18 protein-coding genes are annotated in these 15,166 nt (G+C 63.2%); 11 read left to right on the plus strand and 7 right to left on the minus strand.

All coding sequences use genetic code 11. The annotated features are described in order from the left end of the window. Positions 1-2 precede the first annotated feature (2 nt). On the minus strand, positions 3-716 hold the full coding sequence (locus NKI18_RS10885) for a GntR family transcriptional regulator (RefSeq protein ID WP_352614990.1): 714 nt from the start codon (positions 714-716) through the stop codon (positions 3-5). A 258-nt stretch (positions 717-974) separates the two neighbouring features. Here NKI18_RS10885 and NKI18_RS10890 point away from each other — a divergent pair, with 258 nt between their 5' ends. The 6 genes from NKI18_RS10890 to NKI18_RS10915 all read left to right on the plus strand — a co-directional run bounded on the left by NKI18_RS10890 (position 975) and on the right by NKI18_RS10915 (position 6,946). Then, the gene (locus NKI18_RS10890) at positions 975-2,063 is read left to right on the plus strand and encodes an ABC transporter ATP-binding protein (RefSeq protein ID WP_352614991.1); all 1,089 of its coding nucleotides are present in this window, start codon (positions 975-977) and stop codon (positions 2,061-2,063) included. 36 nt (positions 2,064-2,099) lie between these two features. Further along, positions 2,100-3,389, plus strand: coding sequence for an ABC transporter substrate-binding protein (locus tag NKI18_RS10895; RefSeq protein ID WP_352614993.1), 1,290 nt, complete (start codon positions 2,100-2,102; stop codon positions 3,387-3,389). A 240-nt stretch (positions 3,390-3,629) separates the two neighbouring features. After that, positions 3,630-4,538, plus strand: a complete 909-nt coding sequence (locus NKI18_RS10900; RefSeq protein WP_352614995.1) for an ABC transporter permease — start codon at positions 3,630-3,632, stop codon at positions 4,536-4,538. A gap of 4 nt (positions 4,539-4,542) precedes the next feature. Then, positions 4,543-5,361 carry an ABC transporter permease gene (locus NKI18_RS10905; protein WP_352614997.1) on the plus strand — a complete coding sequence of 273 codons (819 nt, stop codon included), beginning with the start codon at positions 4,543-4,545 and terminating at the stop codon, positions 5,359-5,361. Positions 5,362-5,363: 2 nt separating this feature from the next. Beyond that, a complete protein-coding gene (locus tag NKI18_RS10910; protein ID WP_352614999.1) occupies positions 5,364-6,104 on the plus strand; it encodes an aspartate/glutamate racemase family protein in 741 nt (246 codons plus the stop codon). Positions 6,105-6,109: 5 nt separating this feature from the next. Beyond that, positions 6,110-6,946 carry a GNAT family N-acetyltransferase gene (locus NKI18_RS10915; RefSeq protein WP_353019695.1) on the plus strand — a complete coding sequence of 279 codons (837 nt, stop codon included), beginning with the start codon at positions 6,110-6,112 and terminating at the stop codon, positions 6,944-6,946. Positions 6,947-6,997: 51 nt separating this feature from the next. Here NKI18_RS10915 and NKI18_RS10920 read toward each other — a convergent pair whose 3' ends face one another. The 6 genes from NKI18_RS10920 to NKI18_RS10945 form a co-directional block, all read right to left on the minus strand. Continuing rightward, complete coding sequence (locus tag NKI18_RS10920; protein WP_352452379.1) at positions 6,998-7,144, minus strand: hypothetical protein; 147 nt, start codon at positions 7,142-7,144, stop codon at positions 6,998-7,000. Positions 7,145-7,220: 76 nt separating this feature from the next. Beyond that, the gene (locus tag NKI18_RS10925) at positions 7,221-8,513 is read right to left on the minus strand and encodes an NAD(P)/FAD-dependent oxidoreductase (RefSeq protein ID WP_352615003.1); all 1,293 of its coding nucleotides are present in this window, start codon (positions 8,511-8,513) and stop codon (positions 7,221-7,223) included. Then, on the minus strand, positions 8,510-9,487 hold the full coding sequence (locus NKI18_RS10930; RefSeq protein WP_352615301.1) for a branched-chain amino acid ABC transporter permease: 978 nt from the start codon (positions 9,485-9,487) through the stop codon (positions 8,510-8,512). Before NKI18_RS10930 ends, NKI18_RS10925 begins: the two co-directional genes overlap by 4 nt. Next, positions 9,484-10,392, minus strand: a complete 909-nt coding sequence (locus NKI18_RS10935; protein ID WP_352615005.1) for a branched-chain amino acid ABC transporter permease — start codon at positions 10,390-10,392, stop codon at positions 9,484-9,486. Before NKI18_RS10935 ends, NKI18_RS10930 begins: the two co-directional genes overlap by 4 nt. After that, complete coding sequence (locus tag NKI18_RS10940) at positions 10,389-11,138, minus strand: ABC transporter ATP-binding protein (protein ID WP_352615006.1); 750 nt, start codon at positions 11,136-11,138, stop codon at positions 10,389-10,391. Before NKI18_RS10940 ends, NKI18_RS10935 begins: the two co-directional genes overlap by 4 nt. After that, on the minus strand, positions 11,135-11,932 hold the full coding sequence (locus NKI18_RS10945; RefSeq protein ID WP_352455272.1) for an ABC transporter ATP-binding protein: 798 nt from the start codon (positions 11,930-11,932) through the stop codon (positions 11,135-11,137). The genes NKI18_RS10940 and NKI18_RS10945 overlap by 4 nt, the downstream gene beginning before the upstream one ends. 126 nt (positions 11,933-12,058) lie before the next feature. Between NKI18_RS10945 and NKI18_RS10950 the strand changes: the two genes are divergently transcribed. Genes NKI18_RS10950 through NKI18_RS10970 form a run of 5 tightly spaced genes read left to right on the plus strand, consistent with a single transcriptional unit; the run spans position 12,059 to position 15,130 of the window. Beyond that, complete coding sequence (locus NKI18_RS10950; protein ID WP_352505374.1) at positions 12,059-12,796, plus strand: GntR family transcriptional regulator; 738 nt, start codon at positions 12,059-12,061, stop codon at positions 12,794-12,796. Then, entirely contained in the window at positions 12,793-13,281 is a 489-nt protein-coding gene (locus NKI18_RS10955) for a DUF3830 family protein (RefSeq protein ID WP_352615008.1), read from the plus strand. The genes NKI18_RS10950 and NKI18_RS10955 overlap by 4 nt, the downstream gene beginning before the upstream one ends. Beyond that, on the plus strand, positions 13,282-13,641 hold the full coding sequence (locus tag NKI18_RS10960; RefSeq protein WP_352615009.1) for a TIGR04076 family protein: 360 nt from the start codon (positions 13,282-13,284) through the stop codon (positions 13,639-13,641). After that, a complete protein-coding gene (locus NKI18_RS10965) occupies positions 13,638-14,693 on the plus strand; it encodes an aldo/keto reductase (protein WP_352615011.1) in 1,056 nt (351 codons plus the stop codon). The genes NKI18_RS10960 and NKI18_RS10965 overlap by 4 nt, the downstream gene beginning before the upstream one ends. 8 nt (positions 14,694-14,701) lie before the next feature. Beyond that, positions 14,702-15,130: a DUF4440 domain-containing protein gene (locus tag NKI18_RS10970; protein ID WP_352615013.1), complete on the plus strand. Its 429-nt coding sequence runs from the start codon at positions 14,702-14,704 to the stop codon at positions 15,128-15,130. Positions 15,131-15,166: the final 36 nt, after the last annotated feature.

Genomic DNA, 15,166 nt, shown 5'->3' on the forward strand with positions numbered 1-15,166 from the left:
TCTCAGAGCTCGAGCGCCTGCCTGAGTGCCGGGCCGCTCCTGACGCGCAGATCGAGGTCGGCCTCGATATGGTCGATGTGGTGCAGCATCAGCGCGCTGGCGCGTTCGGCATTGCCATTTTCCAGCGCCTCGAGGATCTGCGTGTGTTCGTTGTGGCCGCAGCTCGAGATACCCGAGCGGCCATAGAGTGCGATCACCAGCGATGAACGAGCGACCAATTCCTCCATGAAGCGCTGCAGGATGACGTTTCCCGCGACCGACGCCAGAAGCAGGTGAAAATCCCCCGACGCCTTGATCTCCGATCGCCTTGCGTTGGGTCCGCGTTCGGCGATGAAACGGCCTTCTTCGTCGAGCTGGGCCTTGAACGCGGCGACATGCGCCGGCGTCATCCGTCCGGCGGCGGCAATCGCGATGCCTGGTTCGATGAGCCGGCGCGAAGCAAAAACCTGCCGCGCTTCCTCCGGCGACGGATTGGCGACGAAGGCGCCGCGATTGCGCTCGGTGCGCACCAATCCCTCGAAGGAAAGCATCTGCAGTGCCGCACGCGCCACGGTGCGGCTGACATCGAACAGCGTGCCGACTTCGCCTTCGGAAAGCTTTGTTCCCGGCGCCAGCCGGCGATCGACGATCGCGTCGCGCAACTGGTCGCGGATCGCCTGCGCGCGATCCTCGTTGGCGGCCTCGATAGCAGGGAAGGTCTGGTCGGCAATGTTCATGGCAGTGGTCCTGCGTTCTTCTACCCTGAATCGCATCGCTTGGACGAGAGACAAAGTGAATACAGAGATGAAAAAGATTGCATACAATCTTTGCGAAGATCGGCGGCAATCGCCTATAATTTGTGCATTGCACAAGGGTGACGTATCGGCAGCTATATAGAGGCGGCCCTGATTTCTTCGAGGATTCAGTCGGTTGGTGCGGCGGCGCGCAACTGGCACGCATGATGCTTTGGCTAATCCGACCAAAGGGGAAGCTGGATGTCCAAAGCCGCCGAAATCGACATTGTGTCCGTTTCGAAAGTCTATGGCGCGACGACTGCCGTCGAAGGCATCAGCCTGAAAATCCCTGCGGGAACCTATTGCTGCCTGCTCGGTCCGTCCGGCTGTGGCAAGACCTCGACGCTGCGCATGATCGCCGGGCACGAGAGCATATCGAGTGGCGACGTGCGTCTCGGCAACACAGTGGTCACCGACCTGCCGCCGGCCAGGCGCGGCACTGCCATGATGTTCCAGTCCTACGCACTGTTTCCGCATCTCGACCTGATCGACAATGTCGCCTTCAGCCTGAAGATGAAAGGCGTCGGCAAGGAGGAGCGCCGCGCCAAGGCACTCGACATGCTGAAGCTGATGCAGATGGAGGCCTATGCCAGCCGCCGCCCGGCGCAGCTTTCCGGCGGGCAGCAGCAGCGCGTTGCTCTTGCGCGCGCATTGATCACCGATCCCGAGGCGCTGTTGCTCGACGAACCGCTTTCGGCGCTCGATCCTTTCCTGAAGATCCGCATGCGAGCCGAACTGAAGAAGCTGCAGACGTCGCTCGGCATCACTTTCGTCCACGTCACCCACAGCCAGGAAGAGGCGATGGCGCTGGCCGACCTGATCGTGGTGATGAACGACGGCCGTATCGAGCAGGCGGCGCACCCTCGCACGGTGTTCGAGCGGCCGGCCACGGCCTTCGTCGCTCGTTTCATGGGCGACCACAATGTCATCTCCGGGCGCGTCGCCGGCAGTCGCGACGGCATGGTCGTTTTCGATGTGCCCGGCGGCGTCACGCTCGTCGCCAGCGGGCAGGGCAGGGAGACTGGGGAACCCATCGACATCGCCATTCGCACCGACCACGTGCGCATCGGCGAGCCGCCGGCAGCCGGGCTCGGCTTCACCGGCATTATTGCAAACGTCGAGTACCGCGGTTCGACCGTGAAGCTCTCGGTCAATGGCGCCGGCATCGAGGAGTTCACGGTGATCGTCGACGACACCAGCTTCTTCGCCAGGCCTGTTGCCGTCGGCGACGCAGTGCCGATCGCCTGGGACGCCGAGGACGCGATCGTCCTTGGCCGTCTCGATTCCTGAAACCCAGCATAACCAACCAAAACAGGGGAACTGAACATGACCAACACCACCGACAAGAAGACTGGAATATCGCGACGTTCGCTGCTCAAGACAGGTGCCGCCGCCGTCGGTTTCGCCGCCGGTTCCGGCGCCATATCAGGCTTTCCGACCATCTGGGCGCAATCGAACATCACGCTGCGCCAGTTCGGCACCGGCGTATCCAACCTCAATGCCATCGCCGACAAGTGCAAGGCCGACCTCGGCATCACGCTGGAGATGACAGCAACCGATTCCGACGCCGCCGCGCAGCGCGCCGTGACGCAGCCCGACAGCTACGACATCGCCGACATCGAATACTGGATCTGCAAGAAGGTGTTCCCGACAGGCGTCCTGCAGCCGATGGATGTCACCAAGCTGAAATATTACGACGAGCTGGTGCCGCTGTTCAAAACCGGCAAGCTGACGCCGGACAGCGTTATCGCCCAGGGCACCGCGCCGCATACGGTCGGTTACGTCGAGGCGCAGGAAAGCAAGGTCTTCGCCAAGGCGCCGACCAACTGGTTCACCATGGTGCCGACGATCTACAATGCCGATACACTCGGTATCCGCCCCGACCTCGTCGGTCGTGACATCACCACCTGGGCCGACATCATGGATCCGGCCTTCAAGGGCAAGACCGCCATCCTCAACATCCCATCGATCGGCATCATGGATGCGGCGATGATCATGGAAGCCACCGGCAATATCAAATATGCCGACAAGGGCAACATGACCAAGGAGGAGATCGACAAGACGATCGACTTCCTGATCAAGGCCAAGCAAGCCGGCCAGTTTCGCGCCTTCTGGAAATCCTTCGACGAGAGCGTCAACCTGATGGCTTCAGGCGAAGTGGTGATCCAGTCGATGTGGTCGCCGGCCGTGGCCGCGGTCCGCTCCAAGGGCATCGCGTGCCGGTTCCAGCCGCTCAAGGAAGGCTACCGGTCCTGGGGTGGCGGGCTTGGCCTGGCAGCCCATCTCTCCGGCGCCGAACTCGATGCCGCCTATGAATACATCAACTGGTACACGTCCGGCTGGGTTGGCGGCTATCTCAACCGCCAGGGCTATTACTCGGCCAACATGGTGTCGGCCAAGAAGTTCATGTCCGAGGACGAGTGGGGCTACTGGATCGAAGGCAAGCCGGCAAAGGGCGATATCCTGTCGCCGGACGGCAAGGTCATGGAAAAGGCTGGCGCCGTGCGTGACGGCGGCTCTTTCGAAGAGCGCATGGGCAAGGTCGCCTGCTGGAACTCGGTCATGGACGAGGACCGCTACATGGTGAAGCGCTGGAACGAGTTCATCGCTGCTTGATGCAAGGCAGGCGATAACTGAGATGTTGCATTCCTTCGCGCCCCCCTCTGTCCTGCCGGACATCTCCCCCACAAGGGGGGAGATCGGCTGTGGCTCTCTTCAGCGCTCTTCGTCATACGGCGATGATTGGCGGGGGTCGGCATGCAAGCCAATCTCCCCCCTTGTGGGGGAGATGTCCGGCAGGACAGAGGGGGGCGCGAAGGATCACAGCCCGGCAAAATACCACCGAGGCTGTTCCAGATGACAGTGGCACTCGATCAGCCCGCAACCATTGCCACAAAGCCTGCCAGACGTAGGCGCTCCTTTGTCGGAGTCGCACCCTATCTTCAGGCGGCACCGCTGGCGCTGATCCTCGGCGCGTTCCTCCTGCTGCCAATTCTGATGATCGCCGTGGTCTCATTCTGGGATTACGATTTCGCGGCGATGTATCCGGATTTCCTGACCACCAATTATTCCGACACGCTCGGCTCCTGGGTCACCTGGAAAACCTACCTAAATACGCTGAAATACGCCGCCATCGTCTGGGCGCTGACGCTGTTCATCGGTTTCTGGGTCGCCTATTTCCTTGCCTTCCATATCAGGACCACGGCCATGCAGATGGTGCTGTTCCTTGTCTGCACGGTGCCGTTCCTGACCTCCAACATCATCCGCATGATCTCGTGGATTCCGGTGCTTGGCCGCAATGGCCTAGTCAACTCGACGCTGGTGCAAATGGGGCTGATCCCGAAGCCGATCGAATGGCTGCTCTATTCCGAATTCGCCGTGGTGCTGGCCATGGTGCATCTCTATACGCTGTTCATGGTGACGCCGATCTTCAACACGCTGATGCGCATCGACAAGTCGTTGATAGAAGCCGCGCGCGACGCCGGCGCTTCCGGCTGGCAGGTTCTGTGGAACGTCGTCATTCCGCTCGCCAAGCCCGGCATGGCGATCGGCACCATTTTCGTCGTCACCCTGGTGATGGCCGACTTCTCGACGGTGCAGGTGATGTCCGGCGGGCAGAGCGCCTCCGTCGCGCTGATGATGAAGAACCAGATGTCGCTGCTGCAATATCCGGCAGCCGCCGCCAACGCCGTCGTGCTCTTGGTGCTGGTGCTGCTGATGGTCGCGGGCATCCTGCGCATCGTCGACATCCGCAAGGAGCTGTGAGGCGATGAGCCAGGACAATCGCACCCTCGAATTCTATGTGTTGGCGGCGTTCTTCGGTCTTTTCGTGTTGTTCCTCTACGGCCCGCTTTCGGCGATCCTGATCCTCTCTTTCCAGGGCGAGAACGGCGGTCTGACATTTCCGCTGAACGGCGTGTCGCTGCACTGGTTCGCCAATTTGTTCGAGCGCCAGGCGGTCGGCGACTTCGGCGGCAGCTTCAAACGCTCGCTCGTCCTTGGCCTGATGGTGATGGTCGTCACTGTCGCCGTGTCGCTGCTCGCCGGCCTGGCCTTCCGGCAGAAATTTCGCGGCGCAACCGCACTGTTCTATCTGGCCGTCGCCAGCTTGGTCGTGCCGTCGATCATCATCAGTCTCGGCATCGGCGTCGTCTTCCAGCAGATCGGCTTCCGCCCCGCCTGGTACACCTCCGCTTTCGGCGCCCATCTGACCTGGACCTTGCCTTTCGGCGTGCTGATCATGTTTGCTGTCTTCAACCGGTTCTCGCCAGCCTATGAGGAAGCCGCGCGCGATCTCGGAGCATCGTCGTGGCAGACCTTTGCCCATGTCGTGCTGCCGATGATCGCGCCCAGCCTGATCGGCGTCGGCCTGTTCGGCTTCACTCTGTCATATGACGAGTTCGCCCGCACGCTGATGACCTCGGGCACGTTCAACACGTTGCCGCTCGAAATCTACGGCATGACGACGAATGTCACGACGCCGGTGCTCTATGCGCTGGGCACCGTGACGACCGTGTTTTCCTTCCTGGTGATCCTGCTGACGCTCGGCGCAATCGTCTATGTCGGCCGCCGCCGCGAGCGTGCCTGACAGTGCAGATCCTCGTCGTCAATCCAAACACCACCGCCAGCATGACCGGCACTATCGCGGCGGCGGCCCGATCGGTCGCTGCTCAATCGACGAAGATCGTTGCCGTCACCTCGTCGATGGGACCTGTATCGATCGAAGGCTATTACGATGAAGCACTTGCCGTGCCCGGCCTGCTGGTCGAGATCGCCGCCGGCGAACGCTCGGGCGCGCAAGCCGCGATCATTGCCTGTTTCGACGACACCGGCCTCGATGCCGCGCGCTCCATGGCCAACATTCCGGTCATCGGCATTTGCGAGGCATCGCTCAGCACGGCCTCGTTCATCGCCCAGCGCTTCACCGTCGTCACCACCACCGGACGTTCGCGCGTGCCGGTCGAAGGGTTGGTGCAGCGCTATGGCATGGCAGGGCGCGCGCGTGTGCGCGCCGCCGACATCCCGGTTCTTGCCCTCGAAGATCCGGCGTCCGACGCACTGCTCAGGCTGCGCAACGAGATTGCGCGCGCCATCGACGAGGATCGCGCCGAGGCGATCGTGCTCGGCTGTGCCGGCATGGCCGATCTGGCGGCGGCGCTGCAGCGGGAATTCGGGCTTCCGGTCATCGACGGCGTGGGCGCTGCCGTGAAACAGGCCGAGGCATTGATCGCCCTTGGCCTGACGACATCCAAGCGCGGCGCCTATGCAAGCCCGTTGGCAAAGTCCTATCATGGCGCGTTGAAATCCTTCGCGCCTGGCGCCGCCGAGTGATCGCAATGCCCCGAACGATCCGAACGCTCGCACGTGAAGAAGTGCAAACCCTTGTCGATTGGGCGGCGGCGGAAGGCTGGAATCCCGGCCTTAACGATGCCGCGCTGTTTCAGGCAGCCGACCCGCAGGGCTTCATCGGCGCCTTTATCGATGGCGAGATGGCGGCCGGCATTTCGGCCGTCGCCTATGGCGACGGTTTCGGCTTCATCGGCCTCTACATCTGCCGGCCGGACAAGCGTGGCCAAGGCCATGGCAAGGTCGTTTGGGATGCCGGCACGGCGCGGCTCGGCAAGCGCACGATCGGCCTCGACGGTGTCGTCGAACAGCAGGCCAACTACCGCAGCATGGGTTTTGCACCGGCCTACCGGACGATCCGGTTCATGGGGTCACCGAATGTCCCGGCAGCCGTCGGCAACGACATTCGCGCCATAGGGCCGGAACTCGTGCCGGACATACTGGACTATGACCGCCGCTTCTTTCCCGGCCCGAGGCGATCCTTCCTGGAACACTGGCTGCGCCCGCCGCATATGGCGCTTGCGATCCTCAAGCACGGCGCCATTGCGGGATACGGCGTCGCGCGCCAATGCCGGGACGGCTGCAAGATCGGCCCGCTCTTTGCCGACAGCCTGGACGCGGCAAGCCATCTCTTCGCCGCGCTCGCGCACATGTCCGGTCCCGGAAACGTCCATCTCGACGTTCCCGAAACCAGCCGGCAATTTGCAGACTTGCTGTCGTCCGCAGGCCTTCAACCGGGCTTCGAGACGGCTCGGATGTACAAGGGAAAGGCGCCGCAGCTCATGCAGTCCGGAATTTTTGCGATAACGACGTTGGAGTTGGGGTGAGGCGGTACAAGCCGACTTCCCGTGCAAAGTCGGGCAACAGGACTACGCGGTCTATTTTTCCTGAACTGAAATGCCGGAATCGTCGATGCGAAGTTCCACGCCTTTCGGCCTAGTCTCCTCGCGATAAACGTAAATCCCCAACGCAATAACGGCGACGGCCAAAGCGCCGATGATGAGATAAAGATAGTTCTGCTTCATCCGCTGTCGTTAACAACATGATGTGGGCGAGTCTAGCAGTTCGGGTATCAGGACGGCGGCCGGAGACGCACGTCGATCAGCCATCCAGCCGGTCGCGCAGCATGCTCCAGGGGAGCACCATGTTTGGTGCATGACGCATCAGGCTATGGAACGGGATCGGCGACGGCGGCGCAAACGGCAGCGGCAAATCCTGAGGTTTTGTTCCATCAGCCCAATCCGCAAGCACCTTGCCCATCGCAGTGGTCATGGCGATGCCGCGTCCGTTGCACGCCAAGCCGGCGATCAGCCCGGGGCCGAGATCGACGAGGTGCGGCAGGAAGTCGGGCTCGACGGCAGCCATCCCCGACCAGCTGTATTCAAGCGGCGGCATGTCCGGGAGATCGAGATGCCCGGCAAGCCGCCGCCAGATCGCCCGCGGCACCCGCGTGTCGGCACCGGGGCCAAAAACATGCATGCCGCCGGTGATCAGCCTGTTTTCGCCGTCGAAGCGGAAGGTGAAGAGATTGCGTCTTGTGTCGCCGACGCCTTGCCCGCCAGGAAGCAGGCGAGTTCGTATTTCGCGCGGCAGCGGCGCTGTCGCGATCTGGAAGATTTTCAGCGGGAAATAGGTTCGCTGCAACGCGCGATCCAGCGCTCCGCCATAGGCGTTGGTGGCGACCAGCACCTTTCCTGCGCGTACCGAACCGGAGGCCGTCTTCAAAGCCCAACCATCGCCTATGTGATCGATCGACGCGACACGCGTATGCTCGAAGATGCGCGCTCCGGCCTTTTCAGCCGCGTCGGCCAATCCGCGCGCATATTCGACCGGATTGAGGACGCCACCCGATCTGTCGATCCAGCCGCCGAGATAACCGCGAACGCCGGTCAGCTCTTCGACCGCCTGTCTATCCAGCGCAACAGCCGGCCTTCCGCGTGGTGCCCATTGTTCGGCGCGCGATCTGGTCTTTTGCAAAGCGGCCGGTGAATGGGCTGGTTGTATCCAGCCGCTCTGGACGGCATCGCATTCGATGGCATGCCGCCTGATCAGGTCGAAGACGAGGTCGGCGCTGCCGGCGGCGAAATCGACAAGGCGTTCGCCGCGTTCGGGCCCGAGCTGGGCAATGATATCGTCGGGGTCTCTTTTCGCGAAATTCGGCACGACGAAGCCGGCATTCCTGCCGGTTGCCCCCCAGGCGATGATTTCCGCCTCGAGGACGGCAACCGAGATGCCTTTCTCGGCACTGTGCAGCGCGGCGGAAAGGCCTGAAAACCCGCCGCCGACAATTGCCAGATCGACATCGAGTGCGCCTTCGAGGGTGGGCCGGTCGCGGCGACTGCGGCTGACGGCATGCCAAAGGGAAACGCCGTGCGGCCGGGTCACAGCGTTCATGAGCCGCTCTCGCTCGGGGCCACGCGTGCACGCTTGCCGAACCTTGGACGCCGCGGCCTGTCGCCAAACAGGCCGTTCGGCCTGACCAGAAGGATGACGCACAGCATCACGCCGATGGCGACGATCTGCAGCGAAGCGGCGCGGGCCTGCTGTTCGGGCGAGAACAACATACTGGTCAAGGCTCCCGATCCGGCCCATATCGCCCAGACCAGGATGCTGCCGATGACGGCGCCGATGTTGCTGCCCGAGCCACCGACGATCAGCATCACCCAGACCTGGAAAGTCAGCGCCGGCAAATAATTGTCCGGGGCGATGAAGCCGGTGAAATGCGCCTGCAGCGCACCGGCAAGCCCCATGATGGCGCCACCGACGGCAAAGGCCTGGACGCGGTAGAACCGCGCGCTTTTACCTAGGGATATCGCGGCCCGCTCATCCTCGCGAAGCGCCTTCAACACGCGCCCCCATGGGCTGCGCGACAGATGCTCCAGCGCGAAATAGACGATCAGCGTCACCACCGAGACGATCGCAAGGTTCGAAAGGTTGAACAGCAACGGCGTTTCGGCAAGACCGCCGAACGGACGCGGAATGAAGCCGATGCCGAACGGCCCGCCGGTCAGCTTCTGGGCATTGAGCGCTACCAGTTGCACGACGACGGCGACGCCGAAAGTAGTGATCGCCAGATAGTCCGATCTCAGACGTAGCGTGGCAATGCCGGTGATGGCGGCGGCGACGCCGCCCAACAGCATGGCGCCAAGCCAGCCGATAAGGATCGGCAGGTCGAAGCCGCCCAGGCGCGCGGCATCGTCGGGCGTGGTCAGCAGCGCCGAGGTGTAGGCGCCGATGGCAACGAAGCCGGCGACCCCGACATTGAAAAGCCCGGTCAGCCCCCATTGCAGATTGAGCCCGAGCGTGATGAGCGAAAAGATCAGCGCGGTGGTCAGGAAGAAGGCGCCGTAGCCGAGCAGATCCATCAGCGTTCCCTCACTCCGAAAAGGCCGATGGGCCGCACGAACAGCACCGCCATCAGGATGATGAACGAGACGGCTGCCCGCCATTCGGCGCCGATCAATTGCACGGCAGCCGCTTCGGCCATGCCGATGATCAGGCCGCCGAGAACGGCGCCGGGCGCGCTGCCGATGCCGCCGAGGATGGCGGCCGCGAACATCGGCAGCAGCATCTCGAACCCCATGAACGGGCGGATCTGGATGAGAATGCCGATCATGACGCCGGCGACGCAGGCCAGCGCGCCGCCGATGATCCAGGTGACGCGCACCACCCTGGCGACGTCGATGCCGACGATGCGGGCAAGTGCCGCGTTCTGGCTCAATGCCTGCATCGAGCGGCCGGTCTGGGTCCGCGTCATCAGGAGATGCACGCCGAGCACCAGCACAGCGGTCAGCAGCAGCAGCGCGATCTGGTCCGGGGTGATGCGGATGCCGAAACCTATCGGCATGGCGATCTGGATCGCCCGGCTGAAATAGGTCGGACGCGAGGTGAAGATGAATTCGAGCAGGCTTCTCAGCGCCATCGAGGCGCCGAAGCTCGCCATCACCACGATGATCGCCTGGCCCTTGGCCCGCAGCCGCGCGAACAGCACCATGTCGAGCGCCAGCGCCAGCAGGCCGGTGGCCGCCATGCCGATGATGAGCGCGACGATCAGCGGCCAACCGAAGGAGAGGGGCGCGATCGGCGCGATCCTGCCGAAAATCGCGCCAATGGCGCCAACCACGGCGAGCGTCGCATAGGCGCCCCAGGCCATGAAGTCGCCATGGGCGAAGTTCGAGAAGCGCAGGATCGAATAGGTGAGTGTCACGCCGATGGCGCCGAGGCCGATCATCGACCCTGCCAGCAGTCCGTCGACGACGAATTGCAGGTTCATGCCGCGCTTCCTTGTCCAAGGTCGAGGCGGCGCTGGCCAAGATAGAGTTCAGCGACGACCGGGTCGTTCCAGAGCTCGGAGGCGACGCCCTGGTGCCGCTCCTTGCCCTCGACCAGCACATAGGCGCGGTCTCCAATGGCAAGCGCTGCCTTGGCGTTCTGTTCGACCAGCAGAATGGTGACGCCGGACTTTCGGATGCCGGCCAGCATCTCGAACACCATCGCCACGAATTTCGGCGACAGGCCGGCCGACGGCTCGTCGAGCACCAGCACCTTGGGATGGACGATCAACGCCCGGGCGACGGCCAGCATCTGCCGCTGTCCACCCGACAGATTGCCCGCGGCCGTTCTGCGCTGACGGGCGAGATCGGGAAAGACCGCATACATTTCCTCGATGCGGGCTGGGACCTCGCGCGGCCTCAGGATGCCGCAGGCGACCCTGAGATTGTCCTCGACCGACATCAGCGGGAAGATGTTCTCTGTCTGTGGCACGAAGGCAAGGCCAAGGCGGACCATGATGTGAGCGGGCGACGCCGTGATATCCTTGCCGTCCAGCAGCACCGTGCCGCCGGTGATCGGGACAAGGCCGGCGATGGCCTTGATAAGGCTCGACTTGCCGGCGCCGTTGGGGCCGAGAACGACGACGATCTCGCCCTGGTCGACGGTGATCGAAGCGCCGCGCACGATCGGCACGCCGGGCTCATAGCCGGCTTCGAGATCGCGGACATCGAGTACCCTTTGGCTCATGCCGTGCCTCCGAGGTAGGCCTCGATGACGCGTGGGTCGCGCGCCACCTCCTCCGGGGTGCCTTCGCACAGAAGCTGGCCGCTCGCCATGACCAGCACGCGGTGGCAAAGCCGCGTCACCATGTCGATATTGTGCTCGATCAGCAGGAAGGTGATGCCGCGCGCATTGATGTCGCGGATGCGGTCGATAATGATCTCGAGCAGGGTTGCGTTGACCCCGGCCGCCGGCTCGTCGAGCAGGATGATCGCCGGGTCGGCCATCATCACGCGGGCCAACTCGAGCAGCTTGCGCTGGCCGCCTGAAAGCACGCGCGCAGGTTCGTGCGCGAGGTGAGCGATCGTGACGAGCTCGAGCAGTTCGACGGCTCTTGTCTCGGCAGCCCTTTCTTCGGCAGCGACCCGCCGGGGCGTCAGGAAATTGGCGAGCAGTTTTTCTCCGGCCTGCCCTTGCGCGGCCAGCATGACGTTTTCGATCAGCGTCAGGTTGGGCAAAGGCCGGGGGATCTGGAACGTGCGGCCAAGGCCGCGGCCAATGCGGCGATGGGCAGCCTCCCCCGACACCGATACGCCGTTGAGGAGGATTTCGCCGCTGGTCGGCAGAATGCTGCCGGCGAGCAGGTCGAACATCGTGGTCTTGCCGGCGCCGTTCGGGCCGATAAGGCCAAGTATTTCGCCCGGCCGGACGTCGAACGAGACATTGTTGACCGCGACCAGGCCGCCGAAGCGTCTGAGGACGTTCCTGGCCGTGAGGACCGGCGTACGGATCTCCTCCTGCCGTTCCGTCGTGTCGCTCATCAATTCCTCTGGCCGAAAAGCGATCTTCGTCGCCTATGATTTGATTTGTGATCACGCTTGCTTTGATCACGCTATTCGGCTTTAATTTCTTCCGCAAGCCGAAAACGGCCAAGACCGGGATTGCCTATGCAGAAGGCCGCCATCGAAAAGAACAATGAGATGATCGCAGCCCAGCTTACGCCGGTCGGCCGCGAGACCGTGCAGGATCGCGTCTATTCGGAGCTGCGCCGCGCCTTGATCGGCGGCCTTTTCGAGCCGAGCCAGGTGCTGACCATCCGCGGCCTGGCCGACGCGCTGGTCACCAGCACCATGCCGGTGCGCGAGGCGCTCGGACGGCTGATCACCGAGAAGGCACTGGAGGCGCTTCCCAACCGTTCGGTGCGCGTGCCGCCGATCACGCTGGAGCGCATCGACGACCTCTTGCGCGCCCGCTCTCTGATCGAGGGCGAAGCGATCGCGCTGGCCGCCACGCGCATGAACCCGCGCCAGATCGCTTCGGTCGAAGCCATGCTTGGCGAGTGGGACGAGATGCGGGCGCTGAAGCACAAGAAGGATATCGACCGCGAGGCCACGCTCAACCAGAGCTTCCATTTCGAGATCTACCGTTGCTGCGGTTCCGCCGTGCTGATCCCGATGATCGAGAGCCTGTGGTTGCAATCCGGGCCTTGCATCCGCGTTGCCATTTACGCCTTCTCCGACGCCGGCGAGGTCGATACGGCCCACTACCACCGCAGCATCGTCGCAGCGCTTTCCAGGCAGGATGCGCAAGCGGCGCGCGAGGCGCTGGTGGCCGACATCAGCCGGCCCTTCGCCTTTCTGCGCGACAAGCTCCAATCCACAAGCAAGGAAGGATTGAGGGCATGACGGTGCCTGGCATCAACATCACCGAGCCACACTCGATGCTTTCCGTGACCGCGCTGCTGTTGCCTGAAAAGGCGCCCGACAACGCTGCCTTCCTGCTGGCGTATCTCGAGCAGCCGCGCGTCGTTGCCGGCATCCATGCTATGTGGACGGGGCCGGAAATCTCCTGCCCGGTTCCATCAGCCGAACTTGAGGGCCAAACCTATGCCAGGCCCTTGCCGGCGGAGAACGCAACGCTGACGCCGCAGCCGGGCGACGTCGTGTTGTCCTACGTGCCGCCGCGCATGTGGGGCGGCAACCCGAATGCCATCTTTGACGTCGGCTTGTTCTACGGAGCGGGTGCACGCCTGCTGTTCCCGATCGGCTGGCTTGCCGGAAGCGTCGTCGCGCAGGTGGTGCCTGAGGATCGCGATAAATTCGCCGCCGCTTGTGGCGTGATCCGCCGCAACGGTGCCTGCGACATCACCTTCACCCGGGTGGAGATCTGAATGGCTGAGACCGACGACAGTTTCGAACTCTTCGACCTTCGCGTCGAGGCGGTTATCCCCGAGGGCAAGCCGATCTATTGCGGCGCCAAGCCCGGCGACTATTTCGAGTTGAAGGGCGAGATGCTGTCGATGCCGGCGGGGCAAGGTTTCTCGATCTATTCCATTGCGGCAGTGTTGCCGCTTCTGGCCGCAAAGCAGCGCCCGACCCACAGGAACGACTGGATGACGTCGGACGCCGAGATCGCTTGTCCGGATCCCAATTGTGCCAGCCGGCTGAGGATCGTCAGGGCCGGCAAGCGGCGGTTCAGCCATACCGAAACGACGGCGGTGCCGCTGCCGAAGGAGAATGACCGGAGATGACCGCCAAGGCTTTCGAGCTCAGCCCCGGCTATACGATCTCGCGCGTTATTCGCGGCGGCTGGCAGCTTGCCGGCGGGCACGGCGCGATCGACCGCCAACAGGCGGTAACCGACCTGATCGCCACCTTCGACGCCGGCATCAGGACCTATGATTGCGCCGATATCTATACCGGTGTCGAGGAGCTGATCGGCGCGGCACGCCTGCGCCTTGCCAATGAGCGTGGCCTTGATGCTGCCACCAAAATGAAGGTGCACACCAAGCTGGTGCCTGACCTGGAAAGGCTTTCCAATATCAGCCGCGACTACATCAGAGGCATCGTCGAGCAGTCGCTGCGGCGGCTGAAGACCGAGCGGCTCGATCTCGTGCAGTTCCACTGGTGGGACTATGCGCTGCCCGGCTACGTCGAAGCGATGGGCTGGCTCAACGAAATCCGCAGGGAAGGCAAGGTGCGCAACATCGGCACCACGAACTTCGACACGCCGCGGTTGGCCGAGATCCTGGCCGCCGGTGTGCCGCTGGTCAGCCAGCAATTGCAATACTCGGTGCTCGACCAGCGGCCAGCCAACAGCCTTGCAGCGCTCGCCAGCCGGCACGGCGTCAGTTTCCTCTGCTACGGTTCGGTGGCGGGCGGCTTCCTCAGCGAAAAATGGCTTGGCGCTGCCGAGCCGCAGACGCCGCTCGAAAACCGATCGCTGGTCAAATACAAGCTGATCATTGACGACTTTGGTGGCTGGGAGCTTTTCCAGGAGTTGCTTCGCACACTGAAGGCCGTCGCCGACCGCCACGGCGTCGATATCGCCACCATCGCCAGCGCCTGGGTGCTGGAGCAGCCGCAAGTGGCGGCCGTCATCGTCGGCGCCCGCAACCAGGCGCACGCCCTTGCCAATGCCAGAATCATGGACGTCGCGCTCGATGCCGACGACCGGGCGAGGATCGCTGCCGTGATCGCGCAAAGCCGTGGGCCGCTGGGCGACGTCTACACATTGGAACGCGACCGTCACGGCCGCCACGGCTCGATCATGCATTACAATTTGAATTCAGGCAGGAAATGAACGCGGCCATGGACGAAAAGCCCTCCTTGCTTTCCCGCGCCAGCGCCGAGGTGGTCGATCTCCACCGCTTCTTCGTCGACTGGTTCAATGCGGCGAGTGCGGACAATTCAGATTTCAGGCGCTTCGAACGCGTCATGGGCGAAGGCTTCTGCATGGTTGTGCCGGATGGCCAGGTCCTCGATCGTGACGCGGTGCTCGACCATGTCAGGGCAAGCCGCGCCACTTGTGACGGCGATTTCACCATCTCGATCGAGGAAATCCGGGCCGGCTGGCAACAAGGCGACACGATCGTCGTCAGCTACATCGAAGCGCAGCAGCGCGCCGGCAAACATAGCCGCCGCCGGTCGAGTGCCGTTTTCACCACAAGTTCATCGGCGCCCAACGGCGTCGAATGGCGACATCTGCATGAAACCTGGCTGCAGATGCCGGAAGGCTGAACAGGCTCAAGACATCAATGAGAGTCGTGTAACGAA

Origin of the sequence: Mesorhizobium sp. M0800, from assembly GCF_040320095.1 — a bacterium.
Lineage (GTDB): Bacteria > Pseudomonadota > Alphaproteobacteria > Rhizobiales > Rhizobiaceae > Mesorhizobium.

Bases quoted from the DNA above. Each gene is read 5' to 3' on its own strand.
- NKI18_RS10945 (WP_352455272.1), bottom strand. From the start codon at position 11,932: ATGAGCGACACGACGGAACGGCAGGAGGAGATCCGTACGCCGGTCCTC.
- NKI18_RS10955 (WP_352615008.1), top strand. From the start codon at position 12,793: ATGACGGTGCCTGGCATCAACATCACCGAGCCACACTCGATGCTTTCC.
- NKI18_RS10895 (WP_352614993.1), top strand. From the start codon at position 2,100: ATGACCAACACCACCGACAAGAAGACTGGAATATCGCGACGTTCGCTG.
- NKI18_RS10915 (WP_353019695.1), top strand. From the start codon at position 6,110: ATGCCCCGAACGATCCGAACGCTCGCACGTGAAGAAGTGCAAACCCTT.
- NKI18_RS10925 (WP_352615003.1), bottom strand. From the start codon at position 8,513: ATGAACGCTGTGACCCGGCCGCACGGCGTTTCCCTTTGGCATGCCGTC.
- NKI18_RS10905 (WP_352614997.1), top strand. From the start codon at position 4,543: ATGAGCCAGGACAATCGCACCCTCGAATTCTATGTGTTGGCGGCGTTC.
- NKI18_RS10920 (WP_352452379.1), bottom strand. From the start codon at position 7,144: ATGAAGCAGAACTATCTTTATCTCATCATCGGCGCTTTGGCCGTCGCC.
- NKI18_RS10885 (WP_352614990.1), bottom strand. From the start codon at position 716: ATGAACATTGCCGACCAGACCTTCCCTGCTATCGAGGCCGCCAACGAG.
- NKI18_RS10940 (WP_352615006.1), bottom strand. From the start codon at position 11,138: ATGAGCCAAAGGGTACTCGATGTCCGCGATCTCGAAGCCGGCTATGAG.
- NKI18_RS10960 (WP_352615009.1), top strand. From the start codon at position 13,282: ATGGCTGAGACCGACGACAGTTTCGAACTCTTCGACCTTCGCGTCGAG.
- NKI18_RS10935 (WP_352615005.1), bottom strand. From the start codon at position 10,392: ATGAACCTGCAATTCGTCGTCGACGGACTGCTGGCAGGGTCGATGATC.
- NKI18_RS10950 (WP_352505374.1), top strand. From the start codon at position 12,059: ATGCAGAAGGCCGCCATCGAAAAGAACAATGAGATGATCGCAGCCCAG.
- NKI18_RS10890 (WP_352614991.1), top strand. From the start codon at position 975: ATGTCCAAAGCCGCCGAAATCGACATTGTGTCCGTTTCGAAAGTCTAT.
- NKI18_RS10900 (WP_352614995.1), top strand. From the start codon at position 3,630: ATGACAGTGGCACTCGATCAGCCCGCAACCATTGCCACAAAGCCTGCC.
- NKI18_RS10965 (WP_352615011.1), top strand. From the start codon at position 13,638: ATGACCGCCAAGGCTTTCGAGCTCAGCCCCGGCTATACGATCTCGCGC.
- NKI18_RS10970 (WP_352615013.1), top strand. From the start codon at position 14,702: ATGGACGAAAAGCCCTCCTTGCTTTCCCGCGCCAGCGCCGAGGTGGTC.